Annotated in this window: 16 protein-coding genes; 6 read left to right on the forward strand and 10 right to left on the reverse strand. The window is 58.8% G+C overall.

Annotation, left to right across the window (positions count from 1 at the left end):
• The first annotated feature begins 59 nt into the window (after positions 1-59).
• The 4 genes from glmU to OE750_RS12745 all read left to right on the forward strand — a co-directional run bounded on the left by glmU (position 60) and on the right by OE750_RS12745 (position 5,225).
• Complete coding sequence (gene glmU / locus OE750_RS12730; RefSeq protein WP_263764622.1) at positions 60-1,415, forward strand: bifunctional UDP-N-acetylglucosamine diphosphorylase/glucosamine-1-phosphate N-acetyltransferase GlmU; 1,356 nt, start codon at positions 60-62, stop codon at positions 1,413-1,415.
• A 1-nt stretch (position 1,416) separates the two neighbouring features.
• Complete coding sequence (glmS, locus tag OE750_RS12735; RefSeq protein ID WP_263764623.1) at positions 1,417-3,240, forward strand: glutamine--fructose-6-phosphate transaminase (isomerizing); 1,824 nt, start codon at positions 1,417-1,419, stop codon at positions 3,238-3,240.
• A 116-nt stretch (positions 3,241-3,356) separates the two neighbouring features.
• Positions 3,357-4,499: an acyltransferase family protein gene (locus OE750_RS12740; protein ID WP_263764624.1), complete on the forward strand. Its 1,143-nt coding sequence runs from the start codon at positions 3,357-3,359 to the stop codon at positions 4,497-4,499.
• A 39-nt stretch (positions 4,500-4,538) separates the two neighbouring features.
• The gene (locus OE750_RS12745; protein ID WP_263764625.1) at positions 4,539-5,225 is read left to right on the forward strand and encodes a DNA alkylation repair protein; all 687 of its coding nucleotides are present in this window, start codon (positions 4,539-4,541) and stop codon (positions 5,223-5,225) included.
• Here OE750_RS12745 and OE750_RS12750 read toward each other — a convergent pair.
• The 5 genes from OE750_RS12750 to OE750_RS12770 form a co-directional block, all read right to left on the reverse strand.
• Positions 5,222-6,013 carry an ABC transporter permease gene (locus OE750_RS12750; protein WP_263764627.1) on the reverse strand — a complete coding sequence of 264 codons (792 nt, stop codon included), beginning with the start codon at positions 6,011-6,013 and terminating at the stop codon, positions 5,222-5,224. The two genes, OE750_RS12745 and OE750_RS12750, sit on opposite strands and share 4 nt — an antisense overlap.
• Positions 6,006-6,773 carry an ABC transporter ATP-binding protein gene (locus OE750_RS12755; RefSeq protein ID WP_263764628.1) on the reverse strand — a complete coding sequence of 256 codons (768 nt, stop codon included), beginning with the start codon at positions 6,771-6,773 and terminating at the stop codon, positions 6,006-6,008. Before OE750_RS12755 ends, OE750_RS12750 begins: the two co-directional genes overlap by 8 nt.
• A 54-nt stretch (positions 6,774-6,827) precedes the next feature.
• Complete coding sequence (locus OE750_RS12760; protein WP_263764629.1) at positions 6,828-7,847, reverse strand: ABC transporter substrate-binding protein; 1,020 nt, start codon at positions 7,845-7,847, stop codon at positions 6,828-6,830.
• A gap of 93 nt (positions 7,848-7,940) precedes the next feature.
• Positions 7,941-8,906 carry a zinc transporter ZntB gene (locus tag OE750_RS12765; RefSeq protein ID WP_263764630.1) on the reverse strand — a complete coding sequence of 322 codons (966 nt, stop codon included), beginning with the start codon at positions 8,904-8,906 and terminating at the stop codon, positions 7,941-7,943.
• A gap of 13 nt (positions 8,907-8,919) precedes the next feature.
• Positions 8,920-9,435 carry a hypothetical protein gene (locus OE750_RS12770; protein WP_263764631.1) on the reverse strand — a complete coding sequence of 172 codons (516 nt, stop codon included), beginning with the start codon at positions 9,433-9,435 and terminating at the stop codon, positions 8,920-8,922.
• 85 nt (positions 9,436-9,520) lie between these two features.
• On the opposite strand from OE750_RS12770, the gene moaA reads away from it, so the two are divergent.
• Positions 9,521-10,528, forward strand: coding sequence for a GTP 3',8-cyclase MoaA (gene moaA / locus OE750_RS12775; protein WP_263764632.1), 1,008 nt, complete (start codon positions 9,521-9,523; stop codon positions 10,526-10,528).
• Positions 10,529-10,614: 86 nt separating this feature from the next.
• Here moaA and OE750_RS12780 read toward each other — a convergent pair whose 3' ends face one another.
• The 5 genes from OE750_RS12780 to OE750_RS12800 form a co-directional block, all read right to left on the reverse strand.
• A complete protein-coding gene (locus OE750_RS12780) occupies positions 10,615-11,781 on the reverse strand; it encodes a M20 aminoacylase family protein (protein WP_263764633.1) in 1,167 nt (388 codons plus the stop codon).
• 15 nt (positions 11,782-11,796) lie between these two features.
• On the reverse strand, positions 11,797-12,969 hold the full coding sequence (locus OE750_RS12785; RefSeq protein WP_263764634.1) for a M20 aminoacylase family protein: 1,173 nt from the start codon (positions 12,967-12,969) through the stop codon (positions 11,797-11,799).
• A 25-nt stretch (positions 12,970-12,994) separates the two neighbouring features.
• Positions 12,995-14,344 (reverse strand): NAD(P)/FAD-dependent oxidoreductase, encoded by a 1,350-nt coding sequence (locus OE750_RS12790; RefSeq protein ID WP_263764635.1) that lies wholly within the window; start codon positions 14,342-14,344, stop codon positions 12,995-12,997.
• Complete coding sequence (argE, locus tag OE750_RS12795; protein WP_263764636.1) at positions 14,344-15,525, reverse strand: acetylornithine deacetylase; 1,182 nt, start codon at positions 15,523-15,525, stop codon at positions 14,344-14,346. Before argE ends, OE750_RS12790 begins: the two co-directional genes overlap by 1 nt.
• A 122-nt stretch (positions 15,526-15,647) precedes the next feature.
• Positions 15,648-17,468, reverse strand: a complete 1,821-nt coding sequence (locus OE750_RS12800; RefSeq protein WP_263764637.1) for an ABC transporter ATP-binding protein — start codon at positions 17,466-17,468, stop codon at positions 15,648-15,650.
• Between the two features lie 271 nt (positions 17,469-17,739).
• Here OE750_RS12800 and OE750_RS12805 point away from each other — a divergent pair, with 271 nt between their 5' ends.
• Positions 17,740-19,446, forward strand: coding sequence for a peptide ABC transporter substrate-binding protein (locus OE750_RS12805; protein ID WP_263764638.1), 1,707 nt, complete (start codon positions 17,740-17,742; stop codon positions 19,444-19,446).
• Positions 19,447-19,492: the final 46 nt, after the last annotated feature.

Consider the following 19,492-nt stretch of genomic DNA (forward strand, 5'->3'; position numbering starts at 1 on the left):
TTGTGCTATGCGCCAGAGCGGATAAAACGGGCCACAACACAAAAAGGCAAGCAAAACCAATGAGCACCAACCTTATCATTCTCGCCGCAGGCAAAGGCACACGGATGAACTCCGACAGCCCGAAGGTGCTGCACGCCGTTGCCGGCGCACCCCTTCTCATCCACGCCATGAAAGCGGGCGCCAGCCTTGAGCCCGCCCGCACCGTCATCGTGGCGGGCCATGGGGCCGACGAAGTGAGCAAAGCCGCCCGCGCCTATGACGAGAGCGCCGAGATCGTTTTGCAAACCGAGCAGAATGGCACGGGCCACGCTGTGCTCTGCACCAAAGACGCGCTCGCAAAGGCAACGGGTGATGTGCTTGTCCTCTACGGTGATACGCCCTTTATCAGCCCCGAAACCCTAAGCGACATGCGCGACGCGCGCGCCACATTCGATGTGGTCGTGCTCGGCTTTGAAGCCGCCGATCCTGCCCGCTACGGCCGCCTTGTCATGGACGGCAACACCCTTGAGCGCATCGTCGAATTCAAAGACGCCTCGGATGACGAACGCGCCATAACCTTCTGCAACAGTGGTGTTATTCTCTGCTCGGCCGCACATATGTTCGAGCTCCTCGCGCAGGTCACCAACAACAACGCCAGCGGTGAATACTACCTCACCGATATCATCGGCCTCGCCCGCGCCGCAGGGCTTACGGCAACAGCCGTCGCCTGCGATGAAGCCGAAACCATGGGGGTCAACTCCCGCGCCGATCTGTCCGCTGCCGAAACCGCCTTTCAGGCCCGCGCGCGCCGTGAAGCGCTTGAAGCAGGCGTCACCCTCACAGCACCCGAAACCGTCTTCTTCGCCCATGACACCTACATCGGCCCCGACACGATCGTGGAGCCGAACGTGGTTTTCGGCCCCAAAGTCACCATTGAGAATGGCGCACACATCCGTGCTTTCAGCCACCTTGAAGGCGCGCATGTCAGCCGCGGCGCAGTTGTCGGCCCCTACGCCCGCCTGCGCCCCGGTGCGGAACTGAGCGAAAATGTCCACGTCGGCAACTTTGTCGAAATCAAAAACGCCACATTGGCTGAAGGCGCAAAAGCCAACCACCTCACCTATATAGGCGATGCCAGCATCGGCGAGGGAACCAACATCGGCGCGGGCACGATCACCTGCAACTATGACGGTGTCTTCAAACATCACACCCACATCGGCGCGCGCGCCTTCATCGGCTCCAATACCATGCTGATCGCGCCGGTATCTGTGGGAGACGAGGCCATGACAGCTACAGGTGCTGTGGTGAACAAGGATGTGCCCGAAGGTGCAATGGCCATTTCGCGCACCCCGCAGGAAAACAAGCCAAACCTTGCGCGCAAACTTTTTGACAAGCTGCGCGCCAAAAAGGCCCGCCAACAGAAAGAGGACGAGTAACATGTGTGGTATCGTAGGTGTTCTGGGCGATCATGAAGCAGCCCCCCTGCTTGTAGAATCTCTTAAGCGGCTTGAGTATCGCGGCTATGACAGCGCTGGCATCGCCACGGTTGATAATGGCCGCCTTGGCCGCCGCCGCGCCGTTGGCAAGCTCGTCAACCTCTCAGACAGGCTGGTGCACGAGCCGCTCACCGGCAAGGCCGGCATAGGGCACACCCGCTGGGCCACGCACGGAGCTGCCAACGAAAAAAACGCCCACCCGCACAGCACGCGACAAGTCGCTGTGGTGCACAATGGCATCATCGAAAACTACCGCGAGTTGCGCGCAGAACTGGCCACCAAAGGCATCGGCTATGAAACCGATACAGATACCGAAACCGTCGCCCTCATGGCGCAGGCACTACTGGACGAGGGCCAAAGCCCGCGCGAGGCCGCGCTCGGCACAATCGAGCGGCTCACAGGCGCCTATGCGCTCTGCTTTCTCTTTGAAAGCGAGGACGATCTACTCATCGCCGCACGCCAGGGCTCCCCTCTGGCAATCGGCTATGGCACAGGCGAAATGTTTGTCGGTTCCGATGCCATCGCGCTCGCCCCGCTGACCAACCAGATCACCTATCTGGAAGAAGGTGACTTTGCCGTTATCACCCGCGCGCATGTCGAAATCCTCGATGCCGCCCGCCGCCCCGCCAACCGCGAAATCAAAACAGTCGATATAGAGACCGATCAGATCGACAAAGGCGGCCACAAGCATTTCATGGCCAAGGAGATAGCCGAGCAGCCCCGCGTGCTCACCGAGGCCATCGGATACTACCTCACCGATGATGCGACAGGCATCAAACTGCCCGGAAAAGGCATTGATTTCACAAAAATCGACCGCCTCACCATGGTCGCCTGCGGCACAGCCTTTTACGCCTGCCTCACCGCCAAATACTGGTTCGAGCAGATCGCAGGCATGCCTGTCGAAGTCGATATCGCCTCCGAATTCCGCTACCGCGAACCGCCTGTCACCGCGCGTACAGCCGCGCTCTTTGTCAGCCAGTCAGGTGAAACAGCCGATACCCTCGCCGCCCTCCGCTACTGTGAGGGCAAGGCCGAGACAATCCTCTCGGTCGTCAACGTCAGCACAAGCTCTATCGCGCGTGAAAGTGATCTGGCCCTACCGATCATGGCTGGCCCCGAAATCGGCGTGGCATCCACCAAGGCCTTCACCTGCCAGCTCACAGTGCTCTACCTTCTGGCGCTGGAAGCGGCCCATGCCCGTGGCCGCCTGACAGATTCAGAGCTCACCGACAGAATCTCCGAGCTGCGCAGCCTGCCCGCCACAATCAACACAGCGCTCGCGCTGGACAAGACACTCGCCCACGCAGGCCTCAAGCTCTCCGAGGCTAATGATGTGCTCTTCCTCGGGCGTGGTCTGATGTACCCCCTCGCCCTTGAAGGCGCTCTTAAACTCAAAGAGATCAGCTATATACACGCCGAAGCTTACGCATCAGGCGAACTCAAGCACGGCCCCATCGCCCTGATTGACAAAACCATGCCCGTGGTCGTCAAAGCGCCCCGTGATGCGCTTTTTGAAAAGACCGTCTCCAATATGCAGGAAGTCATGGCGCGTGACGGTAAAGTCATCCTCATCACCGACGAGGCAGGCGCAGCCGAAGCGGGCGACGAGACCTGGATGACCATCGTCATGCCCACCGTCCCCACGGCGCTCACGCCCATTCTCTACGCGATCCCTGCACAGCTTCTGGCCTATCACACCGCTGTCGCCAAAGGCACCGATGTGGACCAACCGCGCAACCTCGCCAAGTCGGTTACAGTAGAATAAGGCCAAGCGGCCATAGGGCCTTGGGACACAGTGTTTCCAAGCAAAGTGTTGAAAAGTGGCCTTCCCTTGCGTAAACAAAACGTCTCGCGCTTACGCAGGGGGCTACGGGTCCGACCATGTCGCAGATAAAACAACGCATCGCTTATTTTGAGTCCCTGCGGGGGCTCGCCGCGATGGTGCTTGTCTTCTTTCATCTGCAAGCCAACACCGCGCTGGTCACCAATGCGCTGGTCAGCAACGCATGGCTGATGCTGGATTTCTTTTTCTTGCTCTCAGGCTGCGTGATCACGATGGCCTTTCATCATCAAATGAACACGGGCGCAGGCATTTCCTCTTTCTTCAAGGGCCGCCTGCTGCGGCTGTATCCGCTGCATGTCCTGATGCTGTTGGTCTTCCTCGGCTTCGAGTGCATCAAGTTTCTCGCCACAGCCCGCCTCGGGCTCTCTTCTGAGCAAGCCGCCTTCTCCTCGAATGATCTGAGTTCTTTCGTGCACAACCTGTTTCTCACACAGATGCTCTTCGTCGATGAGCTGACATGGAACAAACCAAGCTGGTCAATCTCGTCAGAATTCTGGACTTATGTGGCCTATGCCGCGCTGGCCTATAGCCTGCGTCATTCAGAGCGCCTCTTTCTCTGGGCCAGCGCCATTCTGGCGCTGAGTGCCTTTTATTTTCTCTATACACACGACATGAGCGCCCAACACGGTCTCGCCCGCTCGCTTTATGCATTTTTCGTGGGCGTTCTGATCAGCCATGTGATCCGCACCAGCAAAATCCAGCTGCCCACATGGACACTGAACCTTTCGCTCACGGTCACACTCGTGATCATCTGCACAGGCCCATGGCCTTATACCGAGAGCTATAGCGTCTTCTTCTCGGGCATCTTTATCGTTCTGCTCCTCGCGCTCTTCCTCACGCCCGAAGACGGCGCAGTGAAACGCGCCCTGTCAAACCGCTATCTCGTGCGCCTCGGTACAATCAGCTTCGGCATCTACCTCATTCATTCGGCCGTCTGGTGGATCATGGCGCAAACAGCACGCGTGCTTGTGCGCCTGTTTCCCGATATCGCGCCAGAAGCGCTGCAAACCGATGTGCTGGAAGTGCCTTGGATCGCGAACTTGATTTTGCTGATCGGCGTTCCTCTTATCATCGCTCTGGGTGAGCTGAGCTATCGCAAGTTCGAAAAACCGATTTATGATTTGCGCTGGAAGCCCCTTTCTGGTTTTGTGCCGCAATTCAACCAGCGCGACCCCAACTAACAGGGGGCCGCTGGGCCACTTAATATCCAGCAGGCTGATATGACCCTAGACGACGCCCTCAATGCCCTGAAAGCCGCCGCCGAAGAGGGGCGCGCCGAAGGCATGGCCGAGTATCACAAAGTTCCGCGTGAATACCTCGGCGTGCCCAACCCCGCGATCAACGATCTCGCCAAAGAATGGCGCGGGGAAATGAGCCTCGAGGAGCGCGTGCAGCTGGCCGATGAGCTCTGGAAAACCAACATTTTCGAAGCCCGCCTCGCCGCCGCCAAACTGCTCACCCAAGCGCGTATCTCCCCCGATCAAGCCGTCTGGGATCTGATTGTGTCGTGGGTTCCCGATTTTGACAGTTGGGCAATTGCCGATCACGCCATGATGGCTGGCCAGAAACGCCTCGTGGCGGATCAATCCCGCATCGAAGAGGTGGAGCAATGGACCAAATCCGATGTCCACTGGACGCGCCGCGCTGCCATGGTCATCACCCTGCCCTATACCAAGCAAAATCACCCCAAGCCCGAGGAAATGGCCATCCGGCAACGCGTTCTCGGCTGGGCGGTGCGTTATGTGGAAGACCCCGAGTGGTTCATCCAGAAATCCGTCGCATGGTGGCTGCGCGACCTGTCCAAGCATGATCCGCAGCGTGTTGAATACTTCCTCGCCAACCACGCGAAAAAGATGAAGCCCTTTGCACGCAAGGAAGCTGCCAAGTTTCTCCCGAAAGAAGCTTAACCGCGCCAGCGCAGCAGGCGTTTTTCCACCTGTCCGATGAGTGTGCTCACCACCACGCCAATCAGCGACAGGATCACAACACCCGCAAACAGCCTCTCAAGGTCATAAAGCGAACCCGCCTGCAAAATATAAGCGCCAATGCCATATTCCGCGCCAAGCATTTCCGCAGCCACCAGCAGGATAATCGCAATCGCGAGGCTAATTCTAAGCCCTGATAAAATTCCCGGCATCGCCCCGGGCAGCACGATCTTGCGCACGATCGACCACCAGCCAAGCCCGAAGCTCTGCCCCATCCTGATAAGCGTGCGGTCCACATTATCAACCGCACCGTAGGTGGCGACAACTGTGGGGGTAAAAGTGCCAAAGGCAATGAGCGCGTATTTGCTCGCCTCATCGATGCCAAACCAGATCACAAACAGCGGCAACAGCGCGATCTTGGGAATGGGAAACAGCGCTGCGACAAGCGGTACAAGCCCCGCGCGCACATATGAAAAGAGGCCGATCAACACGCCGACAGACACCCCGACAGCCACACCAAACGACGCGCCCACAACCAGCCGTGTGAGTGAAGGCGCAAGATGCTTCGCAAGCATCCCGCTTTGCCAAAGCTCGCCAAAGGTGGCGAACACATCGGACGGCCGCGGAAGCGTCAACTGCGATATCCAGCCCGCCCGTGTGCCCCATTCTGCAATAGCGATGAGCACAACGAAAACGACAAGCCCGACACCCCTGCGCGCCGTTGGCGCAAAGCCACCGCCACGAAAACGGACCTCTCTTGCGTCAGACATCAAGCAACTCCTCATCCGCCGCCTTAGCCTCGGCGCGCATCAGCTCCCAGAGGTGCTTTTGCACCGCTTCAAGCGCCTCGTCACCATGGCTGCGCGCTTCCAGAGGCGTAGCGATTTCAACGATCTCGTGGATCTGTCCCGGCCGGCGCGACAGCACCACAATCTTGTGCCCGAGGCGCACAGCTTCAGCAAGGTTATGCGTCACATAAACCGCCGTAAACGGCTGGCGCGTCCAGAGGCTCACCAGATCGTCCATCAACAACTCGCGCGTCTGCGCATCGAGCGCAGAAAGCGGCTCGTCAAGCAACATCACAGCAGGCTTCACCGCCAGTGCCCGCGCAATCGCGACCCGTTGTTTCATCCCGCCTGAAAGTTGGCGCGGCAGAGCCTCGGCAAAGTCGCTCAGCCGCGTGCGCGCCAACACATCGCCGATAATTGCGTCCGCCGCCGCTCCCTTTATGCCATGATCCTCCAGCACCAGCGATATATTCCCGCGCACCGAGCGCCACGGAAGCAGTGCAAAATCCTGAAACACATATGTCAGCGGGTTCAAGCACCCCTCGGGTGCTTCGCCAAGCTGCAAAACACGGCCCGATGTGGGCTTCTCAAGCCCGCCGACAAGCCGCAGCAAAGTTGATTTCCCGCAACCAGACGGCCCCACAAGGCAGACGATTTCGTCGCTTGCCACCTCTAATGAAATGTCGCGCAATACCTCAGTGCCGCCATAGGAATGGCTGATGCGCTCAAGCGATAGATCCATGATTTATATGTCCCATATACGGCAGGAGGCCATAACAGCCTCCCACCTCAAAGCTCAGGCTTCAAACGTCTCGACATAGCTTGTATCCACAAGCGTATCGAGCGTGATATCCTTGCCCACGAGGTCTTCGGCCTGGAACCATGCAAGCTGATCCGCCATCGAAGCCATATTAAGCTTCGCACCTTCATTCAGACGCATCGTGCCGTTGATGATGCTTGGCGCCGCCTTTTCGCGCGGACGGTCGGTATAGACATATTTATGGATCAGATCGACCATCGCTGCCTCACCCTCGTCACCGCCAGCGCGGTCAATCATCGCGCTGTTATAATCGGTCACACCCTTGGAATAGGCTGCAAGGAAATCACCTGTCTGGTCACGCTCGTCGCTCGCGTTTTTAGCCGAGGTAAACACCGTGGTCACCTGATAGGCTGGCAGATAGTCAGACACATTACCGATGATATGCACAGCCCCCGAGCCAGCCAAAGGCTTGGCAATATGCGGCACAATGCTCCACGCATCAATCTGGCCGGACTTCAGCGCGCCAATCACGGCGCCCACTTTTTGAAGCGGCGTAAAGCTCAGCTCGATACCTTCTTTCTCGGCCATTTTCGCGCCCATGTAATGGAAAGAAGAACCCGCCTGCGTGACGCCGAACTTCTTGCCGCCCAGCATGGCCGGCGTCGTTATTCCGGCCTTGAAGGCAGCGTCGGAGGCAAGAATTTTCTGCCCGTCAATGCCCTGCTCTTCGCTCAGAGAGCCGCCGATCACCTTGATCGCGCCCTTGTCGGCCAGTGAAATCAGACCGCCGGACACAGCCGTCACAGCATAGTCCACATCCCCCGAAGCAATCGCCACGGCCATGGGCTGCGCGGCTTCAAAAAAACGCAGTTCTACATCAAGGCCGGCCTCGGCAAAGTAGTTGCGCTCAACGGCCACAAAGCTGCCCGCATGAGAAGCAAAGCGCAGTGCGCCAACCACAATCTTCTTGTTTGAAGCAATCGCAGGCGCCGCAAGGCTCACCCCTGCCGCCGCACCCAGCATCCCAAGCGTCTGACGCCTGTTAAATCCAGCCATATTCTCTCTCCCGATTTCTAGCACTCAAAGTCTACAGGGCCGCATTTTCGCCCGCTGCGGCGGCAGAGTAAACACCTACCTTGTGTCGGGGTGTCAAAACAGCTTCAGTTTCTTGAACAAAACAAACTGGGCCACCAAAACGGCCACAATCACTCCGCAGATAATGGCAAAGCCGTTGGGGCTGTCCGCCAGTGGCACACCGCCGACATTCACTCCCAAAAGCCCGGTCAAAAACCCGATCGGCAGGAAAAACGCCGAGACCACCGTCAGCACAAGCATCTGCGTGTTCATCTGTTCGGCCCGAGCATCCATCACCTGATCATGCACAATTTGCGCACGGTCCCGAATGGCATCAAGCTCCTCGCTCAGCCGCGTGAGCCGGTCAATCGCCTCGCGCAGCTGCCCCAAAGCCTCGCGCGACACCCAGTCAAACCCCTCCACTTCAAAGGTCGTCAAAGCATCGCGCTGCGGAAACATATAGCGCCTGAGCCCGGTGGCCACTTGCCGGATACCGGCCAAAGCACGCCGCGTTTCACTCAGCGTCCCCTCTTCCAGCCCGTCCGAGATCGTGTCGAGTTTCTCGTTCAGTTCTGCCACAACAGGCTCCGCACGGTCCGCCAACCGCAGCGCGACAGCGGCGACAAACTCGGCAGGCCCAAGCGGTGCGCGCCCGTCCTCAACCATTTTCACAATATCAACAAGCGCGTTCAAAGGCCGCACACCACAGCTCACAACCCGCCCCGCCTCGATCCACAGACGCAGCGAAATCATGTCTTCAGGTTCGGCACCTTCATTCAGGTTCACACCGCGCAAAACAAGAATAGCTCCGCTCCCGTGCGGCGTGCAGCGCGGGCGTGTTTCTTCGGCTGTCAGTGCTGTTTTGATGGTCTCGTCAAGGCCGAAGCCCTCAAGCCTCGTCCGCAAACTCTCAACATCACCCTGCACATGCAGCCAGCGGTAGCCGCCGCTCGTTTCACGCTCGGCAACCTCATCCCCAAGCGCAAGCGCGCTGCGATCAATGCCAATCAAATAGCCGAACGCGGGTTTTATTTCGGGCATCTGCGGCTCCGCTTCAGTTCAAAAAGACATCAACCTCGGGCAAGTCCGTCAAAGGCGCTTCAATCACCCGCAGAGCCGCCAGCGACATACGGCTGCCCGCCGTCTTCGGCCCGTCAAGAGGCAGCAGGTCGAGCTCGACCGCTTTTCCGTTCTTGGGGTAAACAACCCGCCCCTTGGCAGGCGCGCTCACAAGCGGCGTTCTGATCCAGAGCCCCGGTTGCGCAGGGTCGCCCAATGAGGCCACAGTGCGCCCGAGCGCGCGGCCCTCACCGCTTGCCGCTTTCTGCTCGGCCGCAACCGCAGCTGCTCTTTTTTCGTCCGCACTGGTGGTGTCAAACTGCTCCACAGTGCGCGCACCGGCGGGCGGGCGGGCGGCAGGCGTGGTGTTCAGCGCCTCAGGGCGCGCATTGGGCCGCAGCGGCCCCTCACCATCAGACGTTTCAACAGGCGCAGCAACCTCAGCTCCCTGCACCAATGCGCAAGCGCCAAGCAACGCCACCAGACTCATACTGAAAAAAACATGTCTCATACGGCCAGATTATGCGCCCGTATGCCACTTGGCCAGAGCAGAAACACCCTTGCCCTGACCCTTTGCAGCACTTAACTGTGAAGACATGACACAGCCGCTGATTGATCCCTTCGCCCGTCCGATTTCCTACCTGCGCGTTTCCGTGACCGACAGGTGCGATTTCCGCTGCGTCTACTGCATGTCCGAAAACATGACATTCCTGCCCAAGAAAGAGCTTCTCACCCTTGAGGAGCTTGACCGCATGTGCAGCACATTCATCGGCCTCGGCGTTGAAAAACTGCGCATCACAGGCGGCGAGCCCCTCGTGCGCAAAGGTATCATGACGTTTTTTAACGCCATGACACGACACCTCGACAGCGGCGCTTTGAAAGAACTCACCCTCACAACCAACGGCTCCCAGCTTGTGCGCTTTGCCGATGATCTCTACGCTGCGGGCGTACGCCGCGTGAACATCTCGCTCGATACGCTCGATGAGAAAAAATTCGCCGACATCACCCGCTGGGGCCGCTTGCCTCAAGTCCTCAAAGGCATCGAAGCCGCCAAAAAGGCAGGCCTGCGCGTCAAAATCAACGTCGTCGCCCTCAAAGGCTTCAACGAAGACGAGCTGTTCAGCATCACCGAGTGGTGCAAGGCCGAAGACATGGACCTCACCTTTATCGAAGTCATGCCCATGGGCGACATCGGCAATGAAGACCGGCTTGATCAATATTGGCCGCTGAAAGACCTGCGCAACACACTCGCAGAGCGCTACACGCTCGCCGAACTTTCACACCGCACAGGCGGCCCCGCCCGCTACGTGCGCCTTGAGGAAACCGGACAGCAAATCGGCTTCATCACGCCGCTCACGCATAACTTCTGCGAAAGTTGCAACCGTGTCCGCCTCACCTGCACGGGCGAGCTTTTCATGTGCCTCGGGCAGGAAGACAACGCCGATTTACGCGCCGCCCTGCGCGACAGCCCCGACAGCAACACTCCGCTGGAGGAGGCCATCCGCGCCGCCATCGCGCTCAAGCCGAAAGGTCATGACTTTGATTACGACCGCCAAAGCGTCGCTGGCAAAATGACCCGCCACATGAGCCACACAGGCGGCTGATCTGGCGGCAAAACAGACCGCAGGTCAAACGCAAAAGCGGCGACAAACCTATGGCCTGCCGCCGCACGTTGCTTTTGTCCTAAGACTTAGCCCGCCGCAGGCATCCGCTGCTCGACAATTTCCGCCCAATAGCTGCAACCGGCAGGGATGGCCTCGTCGTTGAAGTCATACTTCGTGTTATGCACCATGGCCGTGTCGCCATTGCCCATCAGGATGTAAGCACCGGGGCGCTCTTCCAGCATAAAGGCAAAGTCCTCACCGCCCATCACCAAAGGCGCTTCGTCGCAAGACCCCGAGACGCTTGTCGCCACTTCGCGCAAGAAATCGGTCTGCGCTGCGTGGTTGTCCATAACAGGATAACCGCGGCGATACTCCACATCGACACTGCCTCCAAACGTGGTCGCAACCCCTTGGCAAATCTCGACAATACGCTTTTCCGCCAAATCGCGCATCTCAGTGCTCATCGTGCGCACCGTGCCTTTGATGGTCACGCCACCAGGGATCACGTTAAACGCTTTGGAACTTGTCTCAAACGACGTGACAGAAACCACAATGTTGTCCACAGGGTTCGCATTGCGGCTCACCACCGTCTGAAGCGAAAGCACTGCCTGCGCCGCCATGACGGTCGTGTCCACCGTCTCATGCGGCTTGGCCCCGTGCCCGCCAGTTCCCGTAAACTCAACCGTAAACACATCCGTCGCGGCAAAAAACGGCCCCGAGCGGATCGAGAATGCGCCCACAGGTTTACCAGGCCAGTTGTGCATTCCGTAGACTTCCTGAATCCCGAATTTTTCCATCATACCGTCGTCACACATCTCCTTACCGCCGCCGCCGCCTTCTTCGGCGGGCTGGAAGATCACAACAGCCGTGCCGTCAAAGTTGCGCGTCTCGGCCAGATACTTTGCCGCACCGAGGAGCATTGCCGTGTGTCCGTCATGTCCGCAAGCGTGCATCGCACCGGGTATCTTGGAGGCATAAGGCAGCCCCGTTTCCTCGGGCATCGGCAGCGCATCCATATCCGCGCGCATCCCGATCACTTTGCCGGATGTATCCGTCTTGCCCTTGATCACCCCGACAACACCTGTGCGGCCAATTCCTGTGACAATCTCGTCGCATCCGAACTCCTTGAGTTTCTCGGCCACAATCGCGCTGGTGCGATGGGTTTCAAACAGAATTTCGGGGTGCTCGTGCAAATCGCGCCGCCACGCGGTGATCTCGTCGTGAAGTTCGGCAAATCGGTTCTTTACAGCCATGGTCTTTCTCCCTTTTCAGTCTGCAATAGGCATGCGGCTCTCGGCCAGTTCGGCAAAGAAGCTACATCCCACAGGCAGGATATCGTCGTTAAAGTTGTAATGCGGATTGTGCAGATCGGCGCTGTCACCATTGCCGATAAACACATAAGCCCCTGGCCGCGCTTCCAGCATTTGCGAGAAGTCCTCGGCAGGCATCACGGGGTCAATATCCACCGTCTCGCGCCCCGTCACCGCCTTGGCCGCTGCGGTCGCATAGCGCGCAGCCTGCACATCGTTCACAGTCGGCGGCACGCCGTCGCCCAAGAATTCAAGGCTGGCACGCGCGCCATATGCCTCGGCGGTATGCTTGATAATCGCATCCATCCGCTCGCCTATCACCACGCGTACATCCTTGTTAAAGTAGCGCAATGTGCCTTTGATCGTCACCGTGTCGGGGATCACATTGAAAATATCCGTGTCGCTGCGCAGCCCGCACAGCGATATCACCGCCGATTTCAGCGGGTTCACAGCCCGCGCCACAACCGATTGCATCGCCACAACGATGTGGCTGGCCACAAGGCTTGTATCCACTGTCAGGTGTGGCATCGCCCCGTGCCCGCCCGTGCCTTTAACAGTAATTGTAAACGCCTGCGCCGCCGACATTTGCGGCCCCTCGAGCACGGCAAACTGCCCCGCTTCAATGCCCGGCCAGTTGTGCATTCCGTATATTTCGTCAATCGAGAAACGCTCCATCAGGCCGTCATCAAGCATCGCCTTCGCACCGCCACCTCCCTCTTCCGCAGGCTGGAAGCACAGCACCACCGTGCCGTCAAAGTTGCGCGTCTCCGCCAGGTACCGCGCAGCACCCAAAAGCATACTGGTGTGCCCGTCATGCCCGCAAGCGTGCATTTTCCCGGGGTTTTCAGAGGCATAGGGCAGCCCCGTCGCCTCCTCGATCGGCAGCGCATCCATATCCGCCCGAAAGCCGATGGTGCGCCCGCTGCCGTTTTTGCGCCCGCGGATCACCGCCACAACTCCAGTCTTGCCGAAGCCTTCGACAATCTCGTCACAGCCAAACGCCTTGAGCCTATCGGCAACAAGCCCCGCGGTGCGCGTCTCTTCAAAGCGCAGCTCGGGATGGGTGTGAAAATCACGTCGCCAAGCGGTTATTTCATCGCTCAATTCGGCAAATCTGTTCTTAACGGGCATAGCGCCTCTCCTAAAACCGGCGAGATCAAACGTCAGGCCCGAGTTCAAGTCTGGCATAGCTGTCAAAACGCGCAAGGCGAAAACGCGACAAATCATGCCCCGGGGTATGCCCTGTCATCATATCCGCCATGATCCGCCCAAAAGCCGGCCCGATGCCAAAACCGTGTCCGCACATTCCCGTGCAAATGCTGAGTCCCTCAATGGACGCATGGTCCACAACCGGCACAACATCGGGCATCGTATCAATCATCCCGGCCCAGCGCCGCGCCACCTTGGGCCGCCCCACCTTGGGGAAGCGCGCGGCAAATTTGTCAAGCATCCTGTCAAGCGCCGCATCGCTCGGTCGGGGGTCCAGAACCCGCATCCGCTCAAACGGCGTCTCTTCATCCAGAGCCCATCGCCGCTTGGTCCGCAGGCCGTCGGGCCAGTCTTTCGCCGCAGGCAGGCGGTAGCTCATGCCAAAGTCCCCGCCCCAAATAAGCTGGCGGTAATGCGGCAGATTGCGCACGGCATCAGGACCAACCCACAAATGGTTCACGCCCAATGAAGCCATCGTATAGCCCCCGTCCTTACGGCGGCGAAACGACATGGCATCTTCTCCCGCCGCCCCGTCAAAAAACAAAGGCATCGGCGCGGTCGCCAGCACATTGGAGCGCACGGAAAGCTGCGGAATACTCACCCCCTCACGGCGCAAGAACAGCGAAGACCAGGCGCCGGCCGCCACAAGCACCAGCTTGGTTTTCACGGCTCCGGCCTCTGTTACAACGCCGCTCACCGCGCCGCCCGCACGCTCAAGCCCGCGCACCGCACAGCCTTCACGAATCACAGCCCCCGCCGCAACGGCCGCCCGCGCAATCGCAGGCACCGCCTCGAACGGTTCGGCCACCATGTCGCTCGCCGTATGCATCGCGCCGCCCCAGGGGTTCACCGCGTCGGGCAACATCGCCGCAACCTGCGCGTGCCCCAGCATCACCGTGCCCGACGCCTCACCAAAGTCGCGCGCCCATGCCTCATATTTCTCTAGCTGCGCCTCATCTTTTGGCAGAAAAGTAACACCCGCGCGCCTCAACCCGAAGTCATCACGGCAAACTGCAGCCAGTTCTTCCCAACGTTCCTGCGCCTCAATCACAATCGGCAGTTCGGCATAGTCCCGCCCTGTTTTGCGAATCCAGCCCCAGTTGCGCGCGCTCTGCTCGGCCGCCACGCGCCCCTTCTCGAGCACAAGTGGCTTCAGCCCCTGCTTGGCAAGGTAGTAAGCCGTGCAAATCCCGATAATCCCGCCGCCGATGATCACCGCATCCGCCTCGGCAGGCAATGCGCTTTCATGTTCCGGCGCGTGGCTCATCCCCAGTGGAACCCCGTGCAGAATGTTCATCAGCCCGCAAGCTCCTCCACCAGCTTCTCCATAAAGCGGTGCCCGGCTTCGAACTCGGCTTTGGTGATATATTCGTCAGGCTGATGCGCCTGCTCGATGCTTCCCGGCCCGCACACAACAGCCGAATAGCCCGCATCCTGAAACTGGCCCGCCTCGGTGCCATAGCTCACAACATGGCTCGCATTGTCACCCGTGATGCCGCGCACAAAAGCCTCCGCCGCACCGTCTTTCTCGGGCTTCAAACCCGGCACATCAAACCGTGGGTCCAGATCAATCCGCGCATCGGGATGAATGGCTTTCATATCCGCCTCAACCTCGCGCACACGCTTGGTGTAACGGTCCATCCAGTCCTGCTTGTCCTCGCTCGGAACCACACGGAACCCCATGACAAACCTGCAATCCTTGGCCGTAATGTTGTTGGCCGTGCCGCCTTCGATCGTGCCGACATGCGCATTGGTCCAGGGCGGATCAAACATCGCCGCAAGGCTGTCAGGTGTCGCCGCCATACGCTCGGCATTCACCTCGTTGGCCCACTCAAGAAGCTTCGCCGCCTCCATTACCGCGCTCACGCCACGGTGCATGATCGAGCTGTGCACCTCAAATCCCACAACATGTGTCTCGGCCCCCACACCGCCCTTATGGCCGTTCACACATTTCATCAGACTCGGCTCGCCGATGATCGCCAGTTCGGCCTTGGGCAGAACACCCTGCATCGCTTCAATCATGGCAGGCGCGCCCGTGCAGCCGACCTCTTCGTCATAACTCAATGCAATCTGCAGTGGCCGCACCACACCGCGCCGCTTGGCCTCGACCAAAGCCCAGATCGCCAGCGCGTCAAACCCCTTCATATCGCAGGTTCCGCGCCCGTAATATTTCCCGTCCCTCTCGGTCACGGTAAATGGATCCGAGGTCCAGGGCTGTCCGTCCACCGGCACAACATCGGTATGTCCCGAAAGCACCACACCGCCCTCAACATCAGGCCCGACGTGGGCAAAAAGCGCGCAATGCGTGCGCGCCTCGTCGCGCCAGTGGCGGTGGCTCTCGATGCCATGCTCCGCCAGATAGCCCTCCACCCAATCCACCAGATCCGTGTTCGGATCACGGCTCACAGTCGGAAAGCCAACCAGCTTTTCCATCACTTCATATGGCGTCAAGACCGTCATGAGTTTCTCCAATTCCATCATTGCTTCAAGCTTCGCCAACCAGCGCGGCTCCCCCTTTCTTATTGCCTCAAATATCCCGGGGGGTCTGGGGGGCTGGCCCCCCAGCTGGTCGCCTGCGCCAGCAGGCGAAACCGCGCGTCTCAGTATCCGCTGTCTGTTGTCAGAACATAATGTCCCGTCCCGACGTCCCGATACTCGCTCGGCGCAGCCTCATATCCTTCAGGGTGGATCGGCGACGGGATCGGTTTGAAATTCAGCTCGCGCTCGTCCTTGCGGTTGCGCGGATCGGCAATCGGAACCGCCTTCATCAAAGCTTGCGTATAAGGGTGCTGCGGGTTTTCAAACACCGCCTCACGCGGCCCAAGCTCCACAATACGGCCCAGATACATCACACCCACATCATGGCTCACCCGTTCCACAACGGCCATGTCATGGCTGATAAACAGATACGACAGTCCCAATTCTGCCTGCAATTCCATCATCAGGTTCAAAACTTGTGCTTGCACCGAAACATCCAAAGCACTCACCGCTTCATCCGCGACGATCAGCTTGGGGTTCAAAGCCAGCGCCCTCGCAATCGCCACGCGCTGGCGTTGCCCGCCCGAAAGCTCGTGCGGAAAGCGCCGCAGGAAAGAGCGTGGCAGCTCCACACGGTCAAACAGCGCCGCAATGCGTTCCCGTAATTCTTCCCCCTTAGCCACACCGTAATTCAGCATCGGCTCCGCCACCTGGCTCATCAGGTTCATCTGCGGATTGAGGCTGGCAAACGGGTCCTGAAAAATCATCTGCATATCAAGCCTTGCCGCGCGCAAGTCGCGGTGGTTCAGCGCCATGATATCCTTGCCATCAAGGTTCACATGGCCCGACTGAGGCTCCACCAACCTGAGCAAAGAGCGCCCGGCGGTGGACTTGCCACAGCCGCTTTCCCCGACAAGGCTCAGCGTGCGGCCCTTGTTGATCGTAAATGAAATGTCCTCGACAGCATGCACATTGGCGACAGTGCGGCGGAAAAAGCCTCCTTTGACAGGAAACCGCGTGGTTAGGTTTTTCACCTCAAGCAACACCTCTTCGCTGCCCACAATCGGGTCAAGGTTCTGGTCCTTGCGCCCGAGCAGCTTCATCGGCTCGGGATAGTGCTTGCCGCGCATCTCGCCAAGCTTGGGCACAGCTGCCAGAAGCGCTTTGGTATAGTTGTGCTGCGGGTTCTCGAAGATTTCCTCGACAGTGCCCTCCTCAACCTTGTTGCCACGAAACATAACAACAACACGGTCCGCCATCTGCGCCACAACAGCCATATCGTGGGTGATAAACATAACAGCCGTGCCGGTCTCGCGCTTGAGGCGGTCCATCAGTGCCAGAATCTCGGCCTGAATCGTCACATCCAAAGCCGTGGTCGGCTCGTCCGCAATCAACAGGCGTGGCTCACAAGCCAACGCCATCGCAATCACAACGCGCTGGCGCATCCCGCCCGAAAGCTCGTGCGGATATTGTTTCAGCCGCCGCTCGGGCTCGGGAATGCGCACCTGCTTGAGCAAATCAAGCGCGCGCGCCTCGGCCTGAGCCTTGCTCAAACCCTTGTGCATGCGCACGCCCTCGGTGAGTTGACGACCTACGGTAAAGACAGGGTTCAAGGCCGTCATCGGCTCCTGAAAGATCATCCCGATCTCGTTGCCGCGAATCGTGCGCATCAGGCTCTGGTCGGTCTTGGCGAGGTCGATTTCCTCACCGTCACCGCGCTTGAACAAGAGCTGCCCGCCCGAAATATCACCGCCGCCGTATTCTATCAGCCGCATCAGCGCGAGCGAGGAAACCGATTTCCCCGAGCCTGATTCTCCAACAATACAAACAGTTTCACCCGGCCTGATCTCGAAGGAAACATCCTCAACCCCGACAACGGGGCCATCCTTCGTCTGGAACTCGACGCGCAGGTTTTCTATCGTGGCAAGTGGCTGGTCAAGCATATCGCGTCATCCGTCCTTAAAATGCAGATTGCACCACGCTACAGAGAGGAAGCCGCAAGTGTCAAACGCTCCCTCATCCGGATTGGCTTTATGTGACAGGACACCCAAAGGGCTTGCAATTTTCCGAATCTCTGTTTCGTATGGTCTGTATCGCGGGGGGAAGTCGGTTCATCTGGCTTAAGTCTGGTTTCAGGCATCTCCGCACCAATGAAACCGCGAAAAGCGGATAAGCTATGGCGGGGCGCAAGCGCCGTCCAACATGGAGTAACACATGAAAGTCAAAACCCTTCTGCTTGGCGCAGCGGCATCGTTTGCTATGGCCCCTGCGGCCATGGCCGAGCGAGGCTCCGATGGCCACGTAAACCTGATCTATTGGCAAGCGCCTTCGATCATGAACCCCTTCCTGTCAGGCGGCACAAAAGATGTCGAAGCCGCCTCACTTGTGCTCGAACCCCTCGCACGCTATGACGAAACAGGCGCGCTTGTGCCTTTCATCGCTGCCGAAGTGCCCACATTGGACAACGGTGGCGTGAGCGAAGATCTCACAACAATCACCTGGAAAATCCGTGACGGTATCCTTTGGTCAGACGGCACACCCGTCACAGCCAACGATGCCAAGTTCACAGCCGAATACTGCATGCACCCCGAAGGCGGCTGCGCACAGGCGGCATTCTTTGATGGTGTAAAAAGCGTCGAAGCCGTTGACGACATGACGCTTAAAATCACTTTCAACGAACCCAAGCCAAACCCATATGGCCCGCTGGTCGGCGTTCAGTCACCGGTCATTCAGGCGGCCCAGTTTGCCGACTGCCTTGGAGCGAAAGCCCCCGAGTGCACAGAAGCCAACTTCAACCCAATCGGCACTGGCCCCTTCGTTGTTGACGAATTTAAGCCAAACGATGTGATCTCGCTCTCGGCCAACCCGAACTACCGCGAAGCCGACAAGCCCAAATTCGCCACCATGACTCTCAAAGGCGGCGGCGATGCAACTGCGTCTGCCCGGGCGGTCTATGAAACCGGCGAAATGGACTACGCTTGGAACCTCCAACTCGCCCCCGACGTGATCCAGAAGTTCGAACAAGGCGGCAAAGGTGTCACTCTGGCTGACTTCGGCACACTTGTTGAACGCCTCGAGATGAACCTGACAGACCCGTCACCTGACGTTCCCGAAGGCGAGCGCTCAACTGTTGCACGTCCACACCCGATCCTGTCGGACATCCGCGTGCGTGAAGCGCTTTCGATCTCGATCGACCGCGACCTGCTGGTTGAAGTCGGCTATGGTCAGGCTGGTCGCCCGACATGCGATCTCGTTCCGGCACCTTTGCACTATGCTTCAATGAACACCTTCTGCCTCACGCAGGATATGGACCGCGCCAAAGCACTTCTTGAAGAAGCCGGCTGGACAGACAGCGATGGCGACGGCGTGCGCGACAAAGACGGCAAAAAACTCTCGCTTCTCTACCAAACATCAACCAACGCGGTACGTCAGGACTTCCAGGCCCTGATCAAACAGTGGTGGGAAGAGATCGGTGTTGAAGTCGAGCTTCGCAACGTAGACGCCTCTGTCTTCTTCGGCGGTGACCCCGGTTCACCCGACACCTTCCAGCGTTTCTACGCAGACGTTGAAATGTATGCCAACAACTACAACGGCACAGATCCGCAGCAATATCTTGCGGCCTACCGTTGCGGCAACGAGCCACGCCCGGCAAGTCAGTGGCAGGGTGAAAACATCAACCGCTTCTGTGAAGAAGAGTATGATGCCCTGATCGACGAACTTGGCCGCACAGGCGACTACGACAAGCGCGGCGAAATCGCCAAAAAGATGAACGATATGCTGACAAAAGACAGCCACACAATCGTTGGTCTGGTCGCACGCGGCCGCGTTGAGGCCATCTCCACAACATTGGGTGGTCACAAGCTCAACGTATGGGACTCAGGCCTCTGGGATTCCGCCGAGTGGTATCGCATCAAAGAATAAGCCTTGTGCTTAACAGGCGCTCCGCAGTCTGCGGGGCGCCACCTCT

It is taken from the genome of Lentibacter sp. XHP0401 (assembly GCF_025751535.1).
Classification (GTDB): domain Bacteria; phylum Pseudomonadota; class Alphaproteobacteria; order Rhodobacterales; family Rhodobacteraceae; genus Lentibacter.

What these genes read in the sequence shown, in the direction of transcription:
- glmU (WP_263764622.1), top strand. Translation starts at nt 60, where the DNA reads ATGAGCACCAACCTTATCATTCTCGCCGCAGGCAAAGGCACACGGATG.
- glmS (WP_263764623.1), top strand. Translation starts at nt 1,417, where the DNA reads ATGTGTGGTATCGTAGGTGTTCTGGGCGATCATGAAGCAGCCCCCCTG.
- OE750_RS12740 (WP_263764624.1), top strand. Translation starts at nt 3,357, where the DNA reads ATGTCGCAGATAAAACAACGCATCGCTTATTTTGAGTCCCTGCGGGGG.
- OE750_RS12745 (WP_263764625.1), top strand. Translation starts at nt 4,539, where the DNA reads ATGACCCTAGACGACGCCCTCAATGCCCTGAAAGCCGCCGCCGAAGAG.
- OE750_RS12750 (WP_263764627.1), bottom strand. Translation starts at nt 6,013, where the DNA reads ATGTCTGACGCAAGAGAGGTCCGTTTTCGTGGCGGTGGCTTTGCGCCA.
- OE750_RS12755 (WP_263764628.1), bottom strand. Translation starts at nt 6,773, where the DNA reads ATGGATCTATCGCTTGAGCGCATCAGCCATTCCTATGGCGGCACTGAG.
- OE750_RS12760 (WP_263764629.1), bottom strand. Translation starts at nt 7,847, where the DNA reads ATGGCTGGATTTAACAGGCGTCAGACGCTTGGGATGCTGGGTGCGGCG.
- OE750_RS12765 (WP_263764630.1), bottom strand. Translation starts at nt 8,906, where the DNA reads ATGCCCGAAATAAAACCCGCGTTCGGCTATTTGATTGGCATTGATCGC.
- OE750_RS12770 (WP_263764631.1), bottom strand. Translation starts at nt 9,435, where the DNA reads ATGAGACATGTTTTTTTCAGTATGAGTCTGGTGGCGTTGCTTGGCGCT.
- moaA (WP_263764632.1), top strand. Translation starts at nt 9,521, where the DNA reads ATGACACAGCCGCTGATTGATCCCTTCGCCCGTCCGATTTCCTACCTG.
- OE750_RS12780 (WP_263764633.1), bottom strand. Translation starts at nt 11,781, where the DNA reads ATGGCTGTAAAGAACCGATTTGCCGAACTTCACGACGAGATCACCGCG.
- OE750_RS12785 (WP_263764634.1), bottom strand. Translation starts at nt 12,969, where the DNA reads ATGCCCGTTAAGAACAGATTTGCCGAATTGAGCGATGAAATAACCGCT.
- OE750_RS12790 (WP_263764635.1), bottom strand. Translation starts at nt 14,344, where the DNA reads ATGAACATTCTGCACGGGGTTCCACTGGGGATGAGCCACGCGCCGGAA.
- argE (WP_263764636.1), bottom strand. Translation starts at nt 15,525, where the DNA reads ATGGAATTGGAGAAACTCATGACGGTCTTGACGCCATATGAAGTGATG.
- OE750_RS12800 (WP_263764637.1), bottom strand. Translation starts at nt 17,468, where the DNA reads ATGCTTGACCAGCCACTTGCCACGATAGAAAACCTGCGCGTCGAGTTC.
- OE750_RS12805 (WP_263764638.1), top strand. Translation starts at nt 17,740, where the DNA reads ATGAAAGTCAAAACCCTTCTGCTTGGCGCAGCGGCATCGTTTGCTATG.